The 19,472-nt window shown below is 72.8% G+C and carries 14 protein-coding genes; 8 read left to right on the top strand and 6 right to left on the bottom strand.

Annotated features, from left to right (window positions below):
• Nucleotides 1–85: 85 nt before the first annotated feature.
• From ABZ495_RS20855 to htpG, 8 genes are all read left to right on the top strand, one after another.
• Nucleotides 86–2,086 carry an ABC transporter ATP-binding protein gene (locus ABZ495_RS20855; RefSeq protein WP_359837335.1) on the top strand — a complete coding sequence of 667 codons (2,001 nt, stop codon included), beginning with the start codon at nucleotides 86–88 and terminating at the stop codon, nucleotides 2,084–2,086.
• Entirely contained in the window at nucleotides 2,083–3,864 is a 1,782-nt protein-coding gene (locus ABZ495_RS20860) for an ABC transporter ATP-binding protein (RefSeq protein ID WP_359837338.1), read from the top strand. The genes ABZ495_RS20855 and ABZ495_RS20860 overlap by 4 nt, the downstream gene beginning before the upstream one ends.
• Before the next feature lie 257 nt (nucleotides 3,865–4,121).
• Nucleotides 4,122–5,378: an MFS transporter gene (locus ABZ495_RS20865; RefSeq protein WP_359837340.1), complete on the top strand. Its 1,257-nt coding sequence runs from the start codon at nucleotides 4,122–4,124 to the stop codon at nucleotides 5,376–5,378.
• Nucleotides 5,379–5,583: 205 nt separating this feature from the next.
• A complete protein-coding gene (locus tag ABZ495_RS20870; RefSeq protein ID WP_359807755.1) occupies nucleotides 5,584–7,191 on the top strand; it encodes an alpha/beta hydrolase in 1,608 nt (535 codons plus the stop codon).
• Nucleotides 7,192–7,422: 231 nt separating this feature from the next.
• Entirely contained in the window at nucleotides 7,423–8,115 is a 693-nt protein-coding gene (locus ABZ495_RS20875; RefSeq protein WP_359807756.1) for an O-methyltransferase, read from the top strand.
• Between the two features lie 129 nt (nucleotides 8,116–8,244).
• Nucleotides 8,245–9,420 (top strand): alpha-hydroxy-acid oxidizing protein, encoded by a 1,176-nt coding sequence (locus tag ABZ495_RS20880; protein WP_359807757.1) that lies wholly within the window; start codon nucleotides 8,245–8,247, stop codon nucleotides 9,418–9,420.
• Between the two features lie 188 nt (nucleotides 9,421–9,608).
• A complete protein-coding gene (locus ABZ495_RS20885; protein WP_359807759.1) occupies nucleotides 9,609–10,295 on the top strand; it encodes a type III effector protein in 687 nt (228 codons plus the stop codon).
• A gap of 211 nt (nucleotides 10,296–10,506) precedes the next feature.
• Complete coding sequence (gene htpG, locus ABZ495_RS20890) at nucleotides 10,507–12,447, top strand: molecular chaperone HtpG (RefSeq protein WP_359837342.1); 1,941 nt, start codon at nucleotides 10,507–10,509, stop codon at nucleotides 12,445–12,447.
• Between the two features lie 1,200 nt (nucleotides 12,448–13,647).
• On the opposite strand, the gene ABZ495_RS20895 is transcribed toward htpG, so the two are convergent.
• The 6 genes from ABZ495_RS20895 to ABZ495_RS20920 form a co-directional block, all read right to left on the bottom strand.
• Complete coding sequence (locus tag ABZ495_RS20895) at nucleotides 13,648–14,451, bottom strand: hemolysin III family protein (protein ID WP_359837344.1); 804 nt, start codon at nucleotides 14,449–14,451, stop codon at nucleotides 13,648–13,650.
• 194 nt (nucleotides 14,452–14,645) lie between these two features.
• Complete coding sequence (locus tag ABZ495_RS20900) at nucleotides 14,646–14,924, bottom strand: MerR family transcriptional regulator (protein WP_329492369.1); 279 nt, start codon at nucleotides 14,922–14,924, stop codon at nucleotides 14,646–14,648.
• A gap of 892 nt (nucleotides 14,925–15,816) precedes the next feature.
• Nucleotides 15,817–16,242: an Hsp20/alpha crystallin family protein gene (locus ABZ495_RS20905; protein WP_359807765.1), complete on the bottom strand. Its 426-nt coding sequence runs from the start codon at nucleotides 16,240–16,242 to the stop codon at nucleotides 15,817–15,819.
• 417 nt (nucleotides 16,243–16,659) lie between these two features.
• The gene (locus tag ABZ495_RS20910; RefSeq protein ID WP_359837346.1) at nucleotides 16,660–17,913 is read right to left on the bottom strand and encodes an FAD-dependent oxidoreductase; all 1,254 of its coding nucleotides are present in this window, start codon (nucleotides 17,911–17,913) and stop codon (nucleotides 16,660–16,662) included.
• 177 nt (nucleotides 17,914–18,090) lie between these two features.
• Nucleotides 18,091–18,528, bottom strand: a complete 438-nt coding sequence (locus ABZ495_RS20915) for a nuclear transport factor 2 family protein (protein ID WP_329491137.1) — start codon at nucleotides 18,526–18,528, stop codon at nucleotides 18,091–18,093.
• 6 nt (nucleotides 18,529–18,534) lie between these two features.
• Nucleotides 18,535–19,338, bottom strand: coding sequence for an MBL fold metallo-hydrolase (locus ABZ495_RS20920; protein ID WP_329491138.1), 804 nt, complete (start codon nucleotides 19,336–19,338; stop codon nucleotides 18,535–18,537).
• Nucleotides 19,339–19,472: the final 134 nt, after the last annotated feature.

Here is a 19,472-nt window from a genome sequence, read left to right on the forward strand (position 1 = left end):
TGCACGTCGTTCACCCGGCTCGTCGGGCCGGTGCCTCACCGGTCCGCCGGCTTCGTCAGCACACTTGTCCACGGGGGTTTTCAAGGTGTCGTCATCCGTTCCGTCTGCCGACGCCGGCTGGCTCGGCAGCCGCGTCAGGCGCTGGCGCGCCGTCGTCGAGCTGCTGCGCCATGCCGGCGCCGGCCTGCTCGTGTCGGGCGCCGTGGTCCACCTCGTGGTCGGGCTGCTGCCGATCGCGTTCATCGCCTGGACCAGCCGGGTCATCGCGGACATCCCGGCCGCCGCGGCGGCCGGGGGCACCACGGGAGCGGACTGGGAGAAGGTCGCCGCGGCGCTCGGCATCGCCGTCGGGGCGTTCGTGCTGCAGCAGTTGCTGACCCCGTTCCAGACCGTGGTCAGCGAGGTGGTCACCCGCCGGGTGGACGGCGCCTGCATCGGCCGGCTGATGGACGGCGCGCTGAACGACCTGCCCGCGGCGGAGCTGGAGCGGCAGGACGTGCTCGACCTGCTCTCGGACGCCCGCAGCGCCTTCGACCGGGCCCGGCCCACCCCGGGCGACGCCGCCGCCGGAGCCCTGGCGCTGATCGCCCGCTACGCCCAACTGGCGGGCGCCGCCGTGATGGTGGCGGTCACGCTGGGTGTCCTCCCCGGGGTCATGGTGGCCCTCACCGCCCTGGTCATCCGCTTCGGCCAGCGCGGCTCGCTGGGCCGCTTCGCCACCCTGCTGGGCTCGCTGGCCGCCCCACGCCGCCGGGTCGGCTATCTGCGGCGGGCCGCCGGCGGACCCGAACTCGCCAAGGAGACCCGGATGCTGGGGCTGCTGCCCTGGCTGCTCGGCCGTCACGAGCGGGAGGCCCGCGAATACCTCGAACCGCTCTGGACCGGGCGCCGCCGGCTGCTCTTCTGGCCCTTCGTCGGCCTCGCGGTGGTCGGTCTGCTCGGCGGCGGCACCGCGCTCGTGGTCCTGGCCCGCAGCGGGGTCGACGGCACGCTGTCGCTGCTCCAGCTCTCGGTGGCGCTCCAGGCCGTGCTGATCCCGATGCGCTTCGGTGTCTACTTCCCGGAGAGCGACGTCCAGACCCAGTACGGGCTGGCGGCCTACGACTCCCTGGTCCGCTTCGAGGCCCTGGCCCGCGCCCGGGTGCCCGCGCGGCCCGGCGTCGGCCCCGCGCCGGACTCCGCCGCCGGGACCTCGCCCGCCGGTATGTCGCCCACCGGGGCCTCGCCCGCGATCGACGGTCCGATCCGCTTCGAGAACGTCGCCTTCCGCTACCAGGAGGACGGCCCCGACGTGCTGCGCGGCCTGGAGCTGGAGCTGCGGCCTGGCCGGTCGACCGCGATCGTCGGCCTCAACGGCTCCGGCAAGACCACCCTGGTCAAGCTGCTGGCCGGGCTCCACCAGCCGACCGAGGGGCGGATCACCGCCGGCGGCACCGACCTCGCCGGGCTGCCCGCCGAGGCGTGGCAGCGCCGGATCGCCGTCATCTTCCAGGACTTCACGCGCTACCAGCTCACCGCCGCGGAGAACATCGGGATGGGCCGGCCGGAGCTGCTCGGCGACCGCGAGGCACTGCTCGCCGCCGCCGAACGGGCCGGAGCGGCCGAGATCGTCGCGCGGCTCCCGAAGGGCCTGGACACCGTCCTGTCCACCCAGTACGAGGGCGGCAGCGACCTCTCCGGCGGGCAGTGGCAGCGCATCGCGCTGTCCCGCGCCCTGCTCGCGGTGGACGCCGGCGCCTCGCTGCTGATCCTCGACGAGCCCACCGCGCAGCTCGACGTGCGGGCCGAAGCGGCCTTCTTCGACCGCTTCCTGGAGATGACCGAGGGCATCACCAGCGTGATCATCGCCCACCGGTTCTCCAGCGTGCGCCGCGCGGACCGGATCGTCGTGCTGGCCGACGGCGGCGTGGCGGAGAGCGGCACCCACGAGCAGCTGATGGAACTCGACGGCCGCTACGCCGAGCTGTTCAGGATCCAGGCGGAGCGGTTCGCGCGCGACGAGGAATCCGGCGACGGCCCGACCGGCGCGCAGGACCCGGACGGACAGGAAGAGGACCGCACCATGCGCCCGGTGGGTGCCCGATGACCACACTGTTCCACGCCGTGCGCCGGCTGCTGAGGCTCGCCGTGCACTGCGATTCCCGCCGGCTGACCCACGCCGTTCTGCTGATGACCGTCGGCTACCTGGCCACGCCGCTGATCGCGGTCAGCCTCAAGGAGCTGACCACGGCCGCCATCGACGGCACCGGCTCGGCCGCCACCTGGCTGGCGCTCACCACGGCGCTCCTGCTGGTCGTCGAACTGACGATGAATCACTTCGCCCACCTCTCCTACTTCGAGCTGGGTGAGCTGGAGGAGCTCAGCCTGCAGGCCGAGGTGATCTCGATCGCCCACGGCGACCGCGGCCTGGAGAAGCTGGACCGCGCCGACGTCGCCGACGCCCTGACCCTGATCCGCGAGGAGCTGCCGCGCACCCGCGCCGCGCTCGAAGCCGTCCTCCAACTCGGCGGCCTGGGGCTTCAGATGGCCGTCACCGCCGTCCTGCTCGGACTGCTCAACCCGTGGCTGCTGCTGCTCCCGCTGTTCGCCGTGGTGCCCGTGCTGGTCGGCAACCGGGCCCAACTCCTGGTCGATCGGGGCAAGGAGGCCACCGCGCCGGAGAACCGGCTGGGCCGGCACCTGCTCGAACTCGCCACCACCCACGCCTCCGTGAAGGAGGTGCGGCTGTCCGGCGCCGCGTCGGTGCTCATCGAGCGCCACGGCCGCGACTGGCGGCGCGCCACCGGCACTCTCGCCCGCGCCCACGCCAAGGCCGGACTGCTGCGCGCGGCAGGGCAGTTGGCCTTCGCCGCCGCGTACGGTGGTGCGATCTACCTGGTCGCCCGGCAGACCGTGAACAGCGGCGCCGGCGCCGGCATCGGCGACGTCATCCTGGTCATCACGCTGGCCGCGCAGGTCAGCCTTCAGGTCTCCAGCGCGCTCACGCTGCTCTCGGTGCTCCAGGGCGCCGGCCGCACCCTGCAGCGGCTGGACGGGCTCCGCGAGCCGCGCCGGGAGGAGGCGGCGGGCGGCGCCGTCCCCGAGGCCATGACGGTCGGCATCCGCCTGGAGGGCGTCACCTTCCGGTACCCCGGCCAGCAGCGGGCCGTCCTGGACGACGTCACCCTGGACATCCCGGCGGGCGCGGCGCTCGCCGTGGTCGGCGAGAACGGCGCCGGCAAGAGCACCCTGGTCAAGCTGCTGTGCGGGCTCTACCGGCCCACCTCCGGCCGGATCCTGATCGACGGCGTCGACCTGGAGGAGTGCGACCCGCAGCTCTGGCAGCGCCGGGTGGCCACGCTGTTCCAGGACTTCGCCCGGCTGGAGCTGAGGCTGCGGGACAACGTGGGCATCGGGGACCTGGAGCGGCTGGACGACGACGCGGCGCTCACCCGGGTTCTGGAGAGCGCCGACTGCGGCCCGGCGCTGGCCCGGGTCGACGGCGACCTCGACGGGCTGCTCGGCCGCGGCTACGGCGACGGAGCCGAACTCTCCGGCGGCCAGTGGCAGAAGCTCGGCCTGGCCCGGGCCCTGCTGCGCCGCCGCCCGCTGCTGGTGGCGCTCGACGAACCGGCCTCCGCCCTGGACGCCACCGCCGAGCACGCGCTGTTCGAGCACTTCGCCGACCTCGCGGCCCAGGCCCGGGCGGACACCGGAGCGGTCACCCTGCTGGTGTCGCACCGCTTCTCGACGGTGCGGATGGCGGACCTGATCGTGGTGCTGGAGGGCGGCCGGGTCTCGCAGGTCGGCAGCCATGCCGAACTCGCGGCCGCGGAGGGCCTGTACGCGGAGCTCTACCGTCTGCAGGCCCGCGTCTACCGCTGAGCTCTGCCGTCGGCGGGTCCGCGTTCGCCGCTGGGCTCTGCCGTCGGCGGGCCCGCGTTCGCCGCTGGGCCGACGGCCCGGTCCCGCCCCCTTCGCCGGGGCCGGGGCCGGACCGGGACCGGCCCTGACCTGCCCCGGCGGCGAAGTGGCCCACTCCGGTGCCACGCCACTGGCCCTGTCGGCCGGTCCACCCGCTCCCTAGCATTGATCCTGTCAGTGCTACCGAGCGGCCGACAGCCGCCCGACCCGGGAGAGCTGTGTCGATTCGATCCGTCCCACCGGCCGGGGCCCGGCGGACCCTCGCCGCCGCCCAGTTGATCAGCTCGATCGGCGACGGCGCGTACTTCACCTGCTCGGCGCTGTACTTCACCCACGTCGTCGGCCTCTCGCCCGCCCGGCTCGGCCTCGGCCTGGCCGTCGCCTGGGCGATCGGCTCGCTGGCGGGAGTCCCGCTCGGCCACCTCGCCGACCGGCGTGGGCCGCGGGGCACGGCGGTGCTGCTGGCCCTGGCCACCGGTGCGGCCGTCGCCTCCTTCCTGGTCGTCCACTCCTTCGCGGCGTTCCTGCTCGCCGCCTCCGTGTACGCCACGACGCAGTCCGGGCTCACGGCCGCGCGCCAGGCGCTGGTCGGCGGCCTCGTTCCGCGCGAGGAGCGCACCGAACTGCTCGCCCGGCTGCAGTCCACCCTCAACGCGGGACTGGCGCTCGGCGCGGCCCTCGGCGGCGTCGTCCTGACCGTCGGCACGCGGACGGCCTTCCTCGCCGCCTTCCTGGTGACCGCGCTGGGCTTCCTGGGCGCCGGACTGACGCTGCTGCGACTGCCCGAGGTGGCGCCCGGCCGGGACCGGACCGGCGCCGCGCCCCGGCTGGAGGTGCTCTCGGACCGGCCGTTCGCGGTGGTGACCCTGCTCAACACCGTCCTGCTGCTGCGGATGCCCCTGCTCAGCCTGGTGATCCCGCTCTGGATCGCCGAACGGGCGCCTGGGCTCGGCTGGTTGGGATCGGGCCTGTTCGTCCTCAACACGGTCGGGGTGATGCTCTTCCAGGTGCGGGTGGCCCGCCGGGTCACCGGACTGCGGACCGCCTCGCGGGCCGTGCGCGAGGCCGGCGTCGTCCTGCTCGTCTCCTGCGTGGTCTTCGCCATGGCCGCAGCCGCGGGCCTGCCGCCCTGGGCGCTGGGCGGGCTGCTGGTCGCCGCCGCGGCGCTCCAGGTGGCCGGTGAGCTGCGGCAGTCGGCCGGCTCCTGGCAGATCGCCTTCGACCTGGCGCCGGCCCATCAGACCGGCCAGTACCAGGGGTTCTTCGGCTCGGGCGTGGCCGTGGCACGCACGGTCGGGCCGCTGCTGCTCACCACGCTGCTGCTGAGCTGGGGCACGCCGGGCTGGCTGCTGCTGGGCGCACTGTTCGCGGCGGCCGGTTGGGCGATGGGGCCGGCGGTGCGTTGGGCGGAGCACCGCCGCCCGGGAGCCGTGGCGGCGCCACCGGCGGCGCGGGCGCTACCCGCGCGAACCTGACGGGCCATCACCAGCAGGCGGGCGCTGTCCGGATGGGGAGGGGGCGCGGACGGCCCGCGGCGGATTTTGCGCCAAATCCTGTTCCGATAACGGAAATTGCCGGACAGATGGCGTCGCACCAGAAGAATCCACGGCGGTACGTGGTCTTCCCCTCCCGAGGAGCGGCTGCCAGGCTGACCGGGTTTGCAGAACCGGAGGAGGTTACGTGTCCCGTATCACCAGTCTCGCGCTGGCGGTCGCCAGCGCGTTCGCGCTCGTCGCCGGCACCACCGCCGCCGCCTCGGCGGCACCCGACCCGGGCGCGGCGGCCGCCGAGGCCCGGGTCGACCCGGTCGCCTGGGCACCGTGCAATCCCGACCCGTCCAAGCCGGACCCCGGGATATACGACTGCGCCGTCTACCCGGTGCCGCTGGACTACGCGCACCCGTCCGGCGAGAAGATCGGCATCGCCATGATGCGCCGGCGCGCGGGTGACCCGGCGAAGCGGATCGGCTCACTGTTCCTCAACCCCGGCGGCCCGGGCGGCAGCGGCTACCTCTGGGCGACCACGACCCGCTTCGAGCCCGAGGTCCAGGCCCGGTTCGACCTGGTCGGTTTCGATCCGCGCGGCGTCGGCCTGAGCAACCCGCTGAAGTGCTTCGGCACCGACGAGGAGGCCAACGGCGTCTTCGACCGGCTGACCGGGGTGCCCGTCACCAAGGCCGAGATCGACGGCACGCTTGCCGCCACCCGGGACTACACCGACGCCTGCGACCGCAACGCCGGCCCGCTGATCGAGCACATGTCGACCGAGAACGTGGTCCGTGACCTCGACCGGATGCGCCGCGGGGTCGGCGACCGCCAACTCTCCTTCGCCGGCTTCTCCTACGGCACGCTGATCGGCGCCACCTACGCCAACATGTATCCCGACAAGGTCCGCGCGGTGATCATCGACGGCAACGTCGACCCGAACCTGCGGCTGCACGACGGCCTGGAGTACGACCGGCAGCGCGCGGACGGCTTCGAACTCGCCCTGGACGAGTACCTGAAGCGCTGCGCAGCGGCCGGTGCGCCGCGCTGCGCCTTCGGCGCGGGCGACACCCGGGCGAAGTTCGACGCGATCCGCGACCACCTGCGCACCTCCCCGGTCACCCTGCCGAGCGGTTCCCAGGTGACGCTGTCCAGCTTCACCAGCCAGGTCGCCAACGCGCTCTACGCGCAGAGCCGGCAGGCCCCGCTGGCCACCTCGCTGCAGGCGCTGGACGACGTGCTCCGCCAGCAGAAGGCCCCGTCCCTGGCCGTCCCGAAGAACGCGGCCGACGCCGACCCGCTGGCGGTGACCGTGCCCGCCGCGCTGCGCGAGGCCCCGGCGGACACCCCGTACTCGGCGGACGACTCCTACTACGGCGTCAACTGCCAGGACAAGCCGTACCCGTCCAACCCCCGGGCCTTCGTCAACGCGGCCCGCTCCTGGGAGCGCGACGCGCCGACCTTCGGGCGCTACCAGGCCTTCGACGCGCCCGCCTGCGCGACCTGGCCGGCCCCCGCGCGTGACGTCGAGCGGTACACCGGCCCGTGGAACCGGCGCACCGCCACCCCGGTGATGGTGATCGGCAACCTCTACGACCCGGCCACCCAGTACACCTTCGCCAAGCGCATGCAGCGCCAGCTCGGCAGCGCCGTCCTGGTCAGCGTCGACGTGATCGAGCACTGCGCGGTCGGCCGGAGCAAGGAGCTGAACAAGCTGGTCACCTCCTACCTGGTGGGCCGGCAGGTGCCGGCTCCCGGCCAGCTCCTCAAGCCGGACGCCGAGGCCTTCCCGCCGGTGGCCTGACCCCGCCGGGTCGGCAGGCAGCCGACGGGCGACCGGCCCCCCGTCCGTGCGGCGGGGGGCCGGTGTGCGGCCCGGCCCCGGCCCGGGGGAGGGGCCGGTGCTCGGTCCGGCTCGGGCCCGGGGGAGGGGCCGGTACTCGGGCCGGCTCGGGCTGGGGCCGGTGCTCGGGCCGGCTCGGGCATGGCGTAGGTTTCCCTTCGGAACTGAGTCAGTACTGAAAGGGAACTCGTGATGACCACGGAGACCGGCCGGCCGACCCCGCAGCAGACCTGGACCGCCGTCGACGACTACTTCAACGGCCTGCTGGTCGAGGAGGACGCCGCCCTGCTCGCCGCCGTCGCCGACGGCGAGGCGGCCGGGCTGCCCCCGCACCAGGTGGCACCCAACCAGGGCAAGCTGCTCGCCCTGCTGGCCCGCGTGCACGGTGCCCGCCGGGTGCTGGAGATCGGCACCCTCGGCGGCTACAGCACCATCTGGCTCGCCCGCGCGCTGCCCGAGGGCGGCCGGGTGGTCACCCTGGAGGCCGACGAGCGGTGCGCCGCCGTCGCCACCCGCAACCTCGAACGGGCTGGGCTCGCACCGGTCGTGGACCTGCGCACCGGCCCGGCGCTGGACACCCTGCCGCAACTGGAGCAGGAGGGCGCCGAGCCCTTCGACCTGGTCTTCATCGACGCCGACAAGCCCAGCAACCCCGACTACCTGGAGTGGGCGCTACGGCTCACCCGGCCCGGCAGCCTGATCATCGGCGACAACGTGGTCCGCGACGGCGCCGTCACCGACGAGACCAGCACGGACCCCCGCGTCCAGGGCGTGCGCCGCTTCACCGAGCTGATCGCCGCGCACCCCCGGCTGACCGCCACCGCCGTCCAGACCGTGGGGGAGAAGGGCTACGACGGCTTCGTCGTCGCGCTGGTCACCGCCTGACCGGCGGGGCCCGTCCGGACGCGCGGGGGTCTCCCCCGGCGGCCCGTGGTTTGACAGGGTGGGGCCGGCGCGGCCGCCGCCCGGGACCGGCCCGGACGGACCGGCCCCAGGAGAGGACGGCGACCGGTCATGACGGGGCAGCAGTTCGGGGACTACCAGAACGAGATCTACTTCGACGCGCTGTTCGGCAGGCAGCCGAAGCTCCCGATGGCCTTCGCCGAGCTGGCGGCGCGTGCCGAGGCCGCGCTGCCGCCGACGCTGCTGTCCTACGTGGCCGGCGGCGCCGGTGACGAGCGGACCCAGCGCGCCAACACGGCTGCCTTCGACCGGTGGGGCCTGGTGCCCCGGATGATGGTCGGCGCCGCGCGGCGCGACCTGTCGGTGGACCTCCTCGGAATGCGGTGGCCCGCACCGCTGTTCCTGGCGCCGATCGGCGTGATCGGCCTCTGCGCCCAGGACGGCCACGGCGACCTCGCCACCGCCCGGGCCGCCGCGCGCACCGGCGTGCCGATGGTGGCCTCCACCCTCTCGGTCGACCCGCTGGAGCAGGTCGCCGCCCAACTCGGCGACACCCCGGGCCTGTTCCAGCTCTACACCCCCACCGACCGGGCGCTCGCCGAGAGCCTGGTGCGCCGAGCCGAGGAGGCCGGCTACCGGGGCATCGTGGTCACCCTGGACACCTGGGTGACCGGCTGGCGCCCGCGCGACCTCGCCACCGGCAACTTCCCCCAGCTGCGCGGGCACTGCCTGGCCAACTACACCTCCGACCCGGTCTTCCGGGCCCGCCTCGCCAAGGCCCCGGAGGAGGACCCGGGCGCCGCCGTGCTGGAGTGGGCGAGTGTCTTCGGCAACCCGCTCACCTGGGCCGACCTGCCCTGGCTGCGCTCGCTCACCGAGCTGCCGCTGATCCTCAAGGGCCTCTGCCACCCGGAGGACGTCCGCCGCGCCCGGGACGGCGGCGTGGACGGCGTCTACTGCTCCAACCACGGTGGCCGGCAGGCCAACGGCGGCCTGCCGGCGCTGGACGCGCTACCCGGCGTGGTCGAGGCCGCCGACGGCCTGCCCGTGCTCTTCGACTCCGGTGTGCGCAGCGGCGCCGACGTGGTCAAGGCACTCGCCCTCGGCGCCACGGCGGTCGGCGTCGGCCGCCCGTACGCCTACGGCCTGGCCCTCGGTGGCGAGGACGGCGTGGTGCACGTGCTGCGCTCGCTGCTCGCCGAGGCCGACCTGATCATGGCGGTGGACGGCTACCCGACGCTCGCCGACCTGCGTGCCGAGGACGCCCTGCGCCGGGGGTGGAGCTGACGACGAGCCGCCGGGCCGGGGAGGGGGCCAGGATCGGCAGGGCCCCCTGCTCGTCCTCGCGGACACGGTGGCGCTCGGCAAGGGAGTGCGGCCGGCGCAGGTGGTTCGCAACCGGTGTGACGCGACGCGAATCGTGTACTATGTCATCCCTATGATGACAAGCATCCAGTCATCGAAAGGGTGACAACATGGACAGCCAGGACACCGGCGCGGCCGGGGTGGGGCCGGCCTCGTTCCTGGCCGCCGCCGCCGCGCTGGGCAGGATGGACGCCGCCGCCCGCACCGCCCGCCACGCACCCCCGGACGACACCGGACAGAACGATCCGCAGCAGGCCCTTTCCGCACTCCTGCTGCTGCGCCACCTGCGCGCGGAACTCGCCGACTGGGAGACCGGCCTGATCGAGACCGCCCGCGACGCGGGCGCCACGTGGGCCGAGCTCGCCGAACCGCTGGGCGTCCAGAGCCGCCAGGCCGCCGAACGCCGCTACCTGCGCCTGCGCCCCAACGCTGACGCCGGCACCGAGGCGGGCAGCACCGGCGAGCAGCGCGTTCAGGCCACGCGCAGCCAGCGCGCCGCCGACCGCGCGGTGGCCACCTGGGCCCGCGACAACGCCGCCGACCTGCGCCGCCTCGCCGGACAGATCGGCGCCCTGGACGGCCTCGGCCCCCAGGCAGCCCCCGCCGTCGAACGCCTCCTGGACGCACTGGGCCACCACGACCCTGCCCGTCTGCTCGCCCCGCTCGCCGAGACCCGACCCCTCCTGGAGGCGGGCCACCCGAAGCTCACCGACCGCCTCGATCGGCTCACCGCCCGAGCCGACCAGCTGCGGGACGACAGCGCTCGGCAGCGCCGCACACCGCCAGCCGGCCCGTGACCGTGCCGGGCACGCCGCTACGGGTGCGCGACCCGCACGCTGTCGACCGGTGTACGGCACCGCCCCGGCCCGGCCACACCCGCCCCGAGCAGCCCTACCGGCCCCTCAGCCACATCTGAACACCTCCGGGGCCGGCCACGCGGTACACCCGCCGGCCCCGGTGCCCTGACCGGATACGAACCCTTTCCCTCACTCGAAGGAGAAGCCTCCCGTGGCCAGTCCGACCCAGACGCTGGAGTTCCAGGCGGAGACCCGCCAGCTGCTGCAGCTGGTGATCCACTCGATCTACTCCAACAAGGACATCTTCCTGCGCGAGCTGATCTCCAACGCCTCCGACGCCCTCGACAAGCTCCGCCTGGAATCCCTCACCGACTCCACCCTTGAGGCCTCCGACCCGCACATCGTCCTTGAGGTCGACAAGGACGCCCGCACCCTGACGGTGCGGGACAACGGCATCGGCATGACCCGCGACGACGTCGTCGACCTGATCGGCACCATCGCCAAGTCCGGCACCGCAGGCCTGCTGGCGAAGATCAAGGAGGCGAAGGACGCGGATGCCGCGCAGCACCTGATCGGCCAGTTCGGCGTCGGCTTCTACTCGGCGTTCATGGTCGCCGACAAGGTCACCCTCCACACGCGTCGCGCCGGCACCGAGCAGGGCACCGTGTGGGAGTCCGACGGCGAGGGCACCTACACGATCGCGGAAGTCGAAGGTCTGCCGGTGGGCACCTCGGTCACCCTGCACCTCAAGGCCGAGGACAGTGAGGACGGGCTGGGCGACTACCTGGCCCGGTGGAAGATCCGGCAGATCGTCAAGCAGTACTCGGACTTCATCCGCTGGCCGATCCGGATGGCCACCGAGCCCGGCAGTACCACTGCCGACGACAGCGCCGACGCCGACGGTGCGGCTGCGGGCGAGCCGGAGACGCTGAACTCGATGAAGGCGCTGTGGGCCCGTCCTCGCAGTGAGGTGACCGAGGCCGAGTACAGCGAGTTCTACCAGCAGATCAGCCATGACTGGCAGGCCCCGGCCGAGACCGTTCACATGCGCGCCGAGGGTACCTTCGAGTACGAGGCGCTGCTGTTCATCCCCGCCCAAGCCCCGTTCGACCTGTTCTCCCGGGACACGAAGCGGGGCGTGCAGCTGTACGTCAAGCGGGTGTTCATCATGGACGACTGCGACGCGCTGATGCCGAACTACCTGCGGTTCGTCAAGGGCGTGGTGGACGCCCACGACCTGTCGCTGAACGTCTCCCGCGAGATCCTGCAGCACGACCGCCAGATCACCGCCGTGCGCCGGCGCCTCGTCAAGAAGGTCCTCGGCGCTCTCAAGGACATGCGGACCAAGAACGGCGAGACCTACGCGAAGGTGTGGGAGCAGTTCGGCCGGGTCCTCAAGGAGGGCCTGATCGAGGACCGCGACAACACCGACGCCCTGTTGGAACTGGTCAGCGCCGCCTCGACCTATGACGCGGAGAAGCCGACCACGCTGCGCGACTACGTCGCGCGGATGAAGGACGGCCAGGACACCATCTACTACCTGACCGGCGAGAACCGGGCGATGGTGGAGAACTCCCCGCACATGGAGGCCTTCACCGCCAAGGGCTACGAGGTCCTGATCCTCACCGACCCCGTCGACGAGGTCTGGACCGACCAGATCCCCGCCTTCGACGGCCACCGCTTCCAGTCCGTCGCCAAGGGCCAGGTCGACCTCGACGACAACGCCGACGGGGAAGGCAGTGACGAGGCGAAGGCGGAGAAGGCGCAGCGCGAAGAGGACTTCGCCGCCCTCCTCGCCTGGCTCCAGACCACGCTGGCCGAGCACGTCAAGCAGGTCCGACTCTCCACCCGCCTGACCACCTCCGCCGCCTGCCTGGTCGGCGACGCCCACGACCTGACCCCCACCCTGGAGAAGATGTACCGGGCCATGGGCCAGGAACTTCCCCAGGTCAAGCGCATCCTCGAACTCAACCCCAGCCACCCCCTCATCACCGCCCTGCACCAGGCGCACCAGGCCGGAGCGGACAACCCGGCGCTGGCCGAAACCGCCGAACTCGTCCACGGCAGCGCCCTGCTCGCCGAAGGCGGAGACCTGCCCGACCCGGCCCGCTTCACACGCCTGCTGGCCGACCGCCTCACCCACGCCCTGTAGCCCCCGCCGGGGCGCGGCCCGCCGGTCAACCGACCAGTCCGGCCGGCCGCGCCCCGCACCGCGCTCGGCCGTCCCCGCCCGGCGCGCGCCGCTGGGAAGGGCCTTGGGGCGCTGCCGCGGCCGGGCACACCGAGGACGCGGACCGCATCGCCTCGCGCAGACGGCGCCCCGTCGACCTGCTGCTGGACCGCTCCCGCGTGCCTGCCGCGGCGGTCCAGGCCGGCCGGGTCACCGTCGTCGGGCTTCTCCTACCGGCTCGCCGACGGCACCGCCCACCTGGTCACCAGCCTGGCAGGAGTCACTCTGCCTGGGGGGCCGGATGGGCGGGGGGTGGAGGGAATCGCGCAGGGCGTACAGGTCGGCGATGGAGTCCGGTTCGGCGAAGCGGGCCAGCAGCCGGCGGATGGTTCGCCGCCGCCGCGGACAGCTTCGATGATCGCCTCGACGAGGGCAGCCTGCCCGTCCTGGGCGGTTTGCGGCGCTCCGGGCGCCAGGCCCTCCACTCCCGCCCCCTGCGCGCTACTGCTTGTTCGTCGGCAGGGCGTGGCGGCGGCTCGGGGGGTGCCGCCGCCACGCACCGGAAGAATACCTCACTCGCGGCGAACGCAAAATCTATGTGCGCTGGAGTAGACATTGCTCGCGGGCGGGTCTAGCGTTTCTCTCGTAGACAGCAGTCGGCGATACCGGCCAGACACGAACTGGCCGGGGTTGTTGGACAGAAGTTCGCAGTTCGGTCCGGCAGTGGAGTTCCGAAGCCAGGCAGGTGCAGGACGGCGACGGGGCTGGCTGCCGGACCGGGCGGCCCGCAGGTGTCAGGGGCCGCCACCAGCGGTACCGGTTGTGCGTAGTTCAGTGAGTGCAGTACTGGCAGTACGAAAGTGACAGTGCAGTCCAGAGGATGAATGGAGGGCGCAAGCGCCATCAGGATCGCCCGGCCCGTGAGGAAACAGCCCGGGCGGACACCGCAGACCCCCACGCAAGGACGGTGGTTTCCGGTCACGCATACGCGATCCCCGCACACCCCGGCCTCCGGGGCAGCGCGGAACCCAAGGACCGGCCCAGGCCGGTAGATGGTGTTGTACCCCTTCGGGGCCCCGGAGCCGCAACGGCACCGGGGCCCCTCGCCGCGTCCCCGAAGATCCATGATGAGCTGCAGTGACCGCCCGTTGCACCCGTGTCCGCGTGCCCGCGACGACCAGGTCATGTGGCTGCGAGAAGAACGGCCGTGTAGTGCGCGCTGAAGGCGGCGACGGTGAGGGCGTGGAAGACCTCGTGAAAGCCGAACCAGTACGGTGACGGGTCTGGACGTTTGAGTCCGTAGACGACACCTCCTGCGGTGTAGAGCAGACCGCCGACGATGACGAGGACGACGACCGCGGTGCCGCCGGTGCGTGCGAAGTCGGGCAGGTAGAGGACGGCTGCCCAGCCCAGGGCGATGTAGCACGGGGTGTACAGCCACCGGGGAGCCCCCATCCACAGCGTGCGGAAGGCGATGCCGGCCAGGGCGCCCGCCCACACCACGGTGAGCAGCACCGTCCGGCGCCGTCCGTGCAGCAGTAGCACCGCCAGCGGGGTGTAGGTGCCGGCGATGATCAGGAAGATGTTCGCGTGGTCGAGCCGCCGCAGGACCGCCTCCCCGCGCCGGCCCCATGTTCCCCGGTGGTAGACGGCGCTGGTACCGAACAGCAGCCAGGCCGACAGCGCGAACACCGAGCAGGCCGCCACCGCCGCGGCCGGGCGCGCAAGGGCGATCAGGACGACGCCGCCGGCCAGTGAGAGGGGAAAGATGCCGGCGTGCAGCCAACCCCGAAATCTCGGTTTCAGCGCGACCGCCGCGCACGGCGCGCCGCCGGCCGGGTCGGTGGCTGTCAGTCGGCCGGCCGGCCGGCCGGTCGTGCCGGCGGGCGCATCAAGCGCGGCGGTGTGGAGGGAGCCGGACGTGGTGCGGGGGCCGGGCCGGGACTTTCCTCCGTCTCCCGGCGGCTGGGTGTCTTCGGCGATCATGCGCTCATTTTAGGAAGGGCGGAGGACGTGCGGCCGACGCCCGCAGGAAGGCCCGGGCGGCGTGGAACCAGCCTGCGCCGGTGAGGCGGGCCGTGCGGTGGGAGTGGCCGGCCGGCGGTCGGGGGTGACCGGGGCGGCCTGCGGTGAGCACCTGCCGCTCACCGCGGGCCGGTCTCGTCGGCCTGGTGGGTGGATCAGGTGTCGGCTGCGGGTTCCTGTCCGGCGTCGCGGCGGAGCTGTTCGTTGATGCGCAGGGCTTCTTCGAGTTGGTCTTCGAGGATGATGATGCGGCAGGCGGCGTCGATGGGGGTGCCCTGGTCGACGAGGTCGCGGGCGCGCATGGCGATCCGTAGTTGATAGCGGGAGAAGCGGCGATGGCCGCCGTCGGAGCGCAGGGGTGTGATGAGGCCCTGGTCGCCGAGGGCGCGTAGGAAGCCGGGGGTGGTGCCGGTCATCTCGGCGGCGCGGCCCATGGTGTAAGCGGGGTAGTCGTCGTCGTCGAGGGAGTCGGGGGTATGCGGTCGAATGGCTGTCGTGGTCACTGCACCTCTTCTTGTTGTTGTGCCCGGGGGACGCGCTGAGGGGCCCCGGGGCCGTTGCGGCTCCCGGGGCCCCGAAGGGTTTTACACCATCTACCGGCTCTGGGGCCGGGGTCCTTGTGTCCGCACTGCCCCGGGGGAAGGGGTGTGCGGGGATCGCGTATGCGTGACCGGAAACCACCGTCCTTGCGTTGGGGTCTACGGAGTCCGCCCGGGCTGTTTCCTCACGGGCCGGGCGATCCTGATGGCGCGTTGTCCCTCCATTCATCCTCTGTACGGGCCGGTTACTGCGAACTGCGGTACTTCCCACTGCGTGGTAGTGCCAACTACCCGGTCCTGCTGCGGCGGTCCCTGGCGGTCCCGCCGACTCCGGCAGCCAGCCCCGTCGCCCGTCCTGCTCAACCTGCTCGGCTTGGAACCCCACTGCCGGTCCCGGTGCGCGCGCCCGCAGCCTGGGCGCCTTCACCGGGATACCGCGTACTGCGACTGCCGGTACTGCCGAACCCAACTTCACCTACGAGTAGTGCACTTGCTGAACTGCGGTACCGCTCGGTGGTGGCCCCTGATACCTGCGGGCCACCCGGCCCGGCCGCCAGCCCCGTCGCCTACTGCACCATCCATGGCTTCAGAACCCTGCAACCGTGCCGACCTGCGCACTTCTGAACTGCTGCCCGCCAGTTCGTGTCTGGCGGGTACCGCTTGATCTCGGCTACGAGAGAAACACTAACCACGGTGCGCGGCAATGTCTACTCCAGCGGGCATAGATTTTCCGCGCCGGTCGGGGAGGCAGTCTTCGCCCCGCACGAGTCGGGGCGCCTCGCCGCGGTCAGGCGGAGATGGCCTCGCGTTCGCCTTTCGCCGTGATGGCGATCTTGCGGGGGCGGGCCTTCTCGCTGATCGGCACGCGCACGCTCAGCACCCCCTGGTCGTAGTCGGCCTCGATCCGGTCGGTGTCCAATGCGTCGCCCAGGAACACCTGCCGGGAGAAACGGCCCAGCACCCGCTCGTCCGCCAGCACCTCCGCGCCCTGCGGCAGCCCGGACGCGCGCTCCGCGCGCACGGTCAGGACGTTGCGCTCCACGTCCAGGTCGATGGTCTTCGGGTCGATGCCCGGCAGGTCCAGGCGCAGCACGAACACCTCTCCGTCGCGGTAGGCGACCAGCGGCATTCCCGCCGGCTGGGAGGCGGTACCGACCAACTGCTGGGTCAGCCGGTCCAGGTCGCGCATTCCGCGCAGGGAGTCGGTACGCATCAACAAAGGGATCAGCTCCTCACGGTCGTGAACGGTCACGGGTACCCAGAGGCGCAATGGCGCCGGACCTGCCCGGCTCTGTCCTCCTGCCTGGGCACCTCGACGAGAAAGTTATAGCGACGCCAGAGCTTTCTTGACAAGCTGACGCTCAACTTTGGCGAGCTTGGTGCGCGCGACCTTCGGCGTGGCGAGGTCTGTGCGGCGAGCGTGTCGGAGGTCGAGGACATCATGGTGGGTGAGACCCCGATCGAGGCGAGCGACACCGTCGCGGCCGAGATCGGGCGCTACCGGCAGGCGATGACCTACATCCAGCGCCTCCCCGAGGCCGGTGAGGACTTGGCCACCGAGCCGGGTCCCGTTCGTCGCCCGCGGCGATTGATCGGGTGGCTTCTTGCCGGCCAGGGCTCTTGTTGTGCCTCAGAGCTCGCCGAGGGGAATCTCGGGATCCGTCAGGCGGTCGGCGTCCACCACGCGCTTGGAGACGATCAGTTCGCGGATCGCGTCGGTGACGTCCCAGACGTTGACGTTCATCCCCGCGAGCACCCGGCCGTCGGCGAGCCAGAAGGCGATGAACTCGTTGGCCTTCACATCGCCGCGGAAGACCACCCGGTCGTAGCCGCCGGGCTCCACGTAGCCGGTGTACTCCATGCCGAGGTCGTACTGGTCGGTGAAGAAGTACGGCACCCGGTCGTAGGGCGTGTCCTGGCCGAGCATCGCGCGCGCGGCGGTCTGCGGTTGGTTGAGTGCGTTGGCCCAGTGCTCCACCCGGATGTGGCGGCCGTACAGCGGGTGGAAGGCGTTGGCGACGTCGCCCGCCGCGTGGATGTCCGGGTCGGAGGTGCGCAGGTACTCGTCGGTCTTCACGCCGTTGTCGAGCGCCAGCCCGGCCGACTCGGCCAGCGCGGTGTCGGGGGCGATGCCGATGCCGACGATCACCGCGTCCGCCGCCACCGTCGTGCCGTCGCCGAGCCGGACGCCGGTGACCGTGCCGCCGTCGCCCGTCAACTCCTCCACCTGGGCGCCGAACCGCAGGTCCACGCCGTGGTCGCGGTGCAGGTCGGCGAAGACCTGGGCGACCTCGCGGCCGAGCACCCGCAGCAGCGGGAGCTCGGCCGCCTCCAGCACGGTGACCTCGGCACCCGCCGTCCGGGCCGCCGCCGCCGTCTCCAGGCCGATCCAGCCGGCCCCGATCACCACGACCCGGGCACCCGGTACCAGCGCCGCCCTGATCCGGTCGCTGTCCTCCACCCGGCGCAGGTAGTGCACGCCGTCCTGCTCCGCGCCGGGTACCGGCAGCCGGCGCGGCACCGAACCGGTGGTGAGCAGCAGCTTCGCGTACTCGATCCGGCCGTCGTCGGCGAGCGTGACGGTGTGCGCGACCGGGTCGACGGAGGTGACGGCGGTGCCGAGCCGCAGCGTGACGTGGTGGTCGGAGTACCACTGCGGCGGGTGGACGTAGATCTTCTCGCGCGGCGTCTTGCCGAGCAGATAGCCCTTGGAGAGCGGCGGCCGCTCGTACGGGCGCTCGTGCTCGGCGCCGATCAGGACGATGTCGCCCTGGTGGCCGGCCTCGCGCAGGGCCTCGGCCGCCTTCGCGCCGCCGAGGGAGGCGCCGACGATGACGTACGGGCGCCCGCGCCCGTCGGCCGTACCCGCTGTGTCCGTGCTCATGCTGAACTCCTCGCTCTCCGGCCGGAATCACGGACAGCCTGCCGCCGGTCGGAGGGCCTGTCGAGGCCACGCCAGGCGCGCCGCGACAGGCTCCCCCGAACGGGTGGAGCGAGGGCGTTCGGGGTTTGCGGCGGCCAGCAGGCGGACGTGAGGGCGCCCCGCCTCAGGGCACCCGCGTCACGGCGTGTGCGTCATCGCCTCGCGGACCAGTGCGGTGTCGACGAACTGCTCGAAGCGGACGATCCGGCCGCCGCGCACCGTGAAGTGGTGGGCCACCCGGACGTCGAGCGGTCGGCGGGTGGCCCGGTTGACCGCGGTGTAGCGGGCCAGCACCACGACGTTCTCGCCGGCCACCACGTAGCTGTCGTCGTGGGCCGTCCAGTCCTCCCAGTCGGCGGCCAGCCGCTCCATCACGCCGCCGGTGACGCCCTTCGGCGTCCGGTAGGTGCCGCCCAGCGGGAAGCCGGCCATCTCCGTCCACTCGACGTCCTCGGCCAGGGTGGCCCGCAGCGCGGCCAGATCGCCGCGTGCCGAGGCCAGGTACTGGCGGCGCACCACGTCCGCGGGCGCGTCGGACTCGGCGAACGACATCTCGGACCTCGGGATCTCGATCATCGCGGCTCAGCCCCAGACCATCTCGCCCTTGGCGACCTTCGTACCGAGGTCGACCGCCAGTGCCATGCCCAGCCCCGGGTAGCGGTGCTCCAGCGCCTCCTTGGCGGCGGCCGCGTCGGGGGCCCGGCCGATCTCGGTCTCGAAGGAGCGCAGGTAGTCGCGGGTGTGCGCGATCGCCGTGGTGTCGGTGGGCGCGTCGGCGGTCCGGTGGCCCGCCACCACGAACTCCGGCTCCAGCGCCTCCATGCCGTCCAGCAGGTCGATCCAGGCGCCCCGCTGCGCCGGGGTCGGGGTGTCGGCGGTCCAGACGTGCAGGCCCTCGAAGAGCAGGACCCCGCCGAGGAGCGCCCGGTGGTGGTGCTGCCAGAGGTAGTGCCGGTCCGGCAGGTGGAAGTCGGCGCCGCGCAGTTCGAACCGGTGTCCCTCGAAGACGAGTTCGTCACCGTGCAGCGGCTCCGGCCGCACCAGGCGGGTCGGCAGCTCCGGTCCGAGGTGCGCCCAGGCCTTGAGCTTGCCCTCGTAGGACTCCTGGATGTGCTCGACGGTGGACGCCGTGGCCAGGAAGCGCGCCTGCGGGAAGGCGTCCTGCACCTCCTGCGCGCCGAAGTAGAAGTCCGGGTCGCCGTGGCTGACGAACACCGTGGTCAGCCGCTTGCCCGAGGCCCGGATCCGGTCGACCAGCCGGCGCCCGTCGGAGCGGGTGAACCCGGCGTCCACCAGCAGGGCGTCGTCGGGCCCGGTCACCAGCACGGAGGTCTTGTTGAGCGAGCTGTCGGGGCTGTCGATGACCTCGAAGTCGAGTGAGCTCATGCGGGTGTCCTTCCTCGGGCCGGGCCGGCCGCCGTGCAGCGCGCGCGTCGCCGCCCAGCATCGGCGACCGGAGCGCGGCCCGCACCTCGGGCGGTCCCGCGCCGGCCGGTGCGGCCCGCACCTCGGGCGGGAGC

Source organism: Kitasatospora sp. NPDC005748 (assembly GCF_040630735.1).
Lineage (GTDB): Bacteria > Actinomycetota > Actinomycetes > Streptomycetales > Streptomycetaceae > Kitasatospora.

What these genes read in the sequence shown, in the direction of transcription:
- ABZ495_RS20880 (WP_359807757.1), top strand. Translation starts at nt 8,245, where the DNA reads ATGACGGGGCAGCAGTTCGGGGACTACCAGAACGAGATCTACTTCGAC.
- ABZ495_RS20860 (WP_359837338.1), top strand. Translation starts at nt 2,083, where the DNA reads ATGACCACACTGTTCCACGCCGTGCGCCGGCTGCTGAGGCTCGCCGTG.
- ABZ495_RS20900 (WP_329492369.1), bottom strand. Translation starts at nt 14,924, where the DNA reads ATGGGCCGCGCCGCCGAGATGACCGGCACCACCCCCGGCTTCCTACGC.
- ABZ495_RS20895 (WP_359837344.1), bottom strand. Translation starts at nt 14,451, where the DNA reads ATGATCGCCGAAGACACCCAGCCGCCGGGAGACGGAGGAAAGTCCCGG.
- ABZ495_RS20910 (WP_359837346.1), bottom strand. Translation starts at nt 17,913, where the DNA reads ATGAGCACGGACACAGCGGGTACGGCCGACGGGCGCGGGCGCCCGTAC.
- ABZ495_RS20905 (WP_359807765.1), bottom strand. Translation starts at nt 16,242, where the DNA reads ATGCGTACCGACTCCCTGCGCGGAATGCGCGACCTGGACCGGCTGACC.
- ABZ495_RS20920 (WP_329491138.1), bottom strand. Translation starts at nt 19,338, where the DNA reads ATGAGCTCACTCGACTTCGAGGTCATCGACAGCCCCGACAGCTCGCTC.
- ABZ495_RS20915 (WP_329491137.1), bottom strand. Translation starts at nt 18,528, where the DNA reads ATGATCGAGATCCCGAGGTCCGAGATGTCGTTCGCCGAGTCCGACGCG.
- ABZ495_RS20875 (WP_359807756.1), top strand. Translation starts at nt 7,423, where the DNA reads ATGACCACGGAGACCGGCCGGCCGACCCCGCAGCAGACCTGGACCGCC.
- ABZ495_RS20885 (WP_359807759.1), top strand. Translation starts at nt 9,609, where the DNA reads ATGGACAGCCAGGACACCGGCGCGGCCGGGGTGGGGCCGGCCTCGTTC.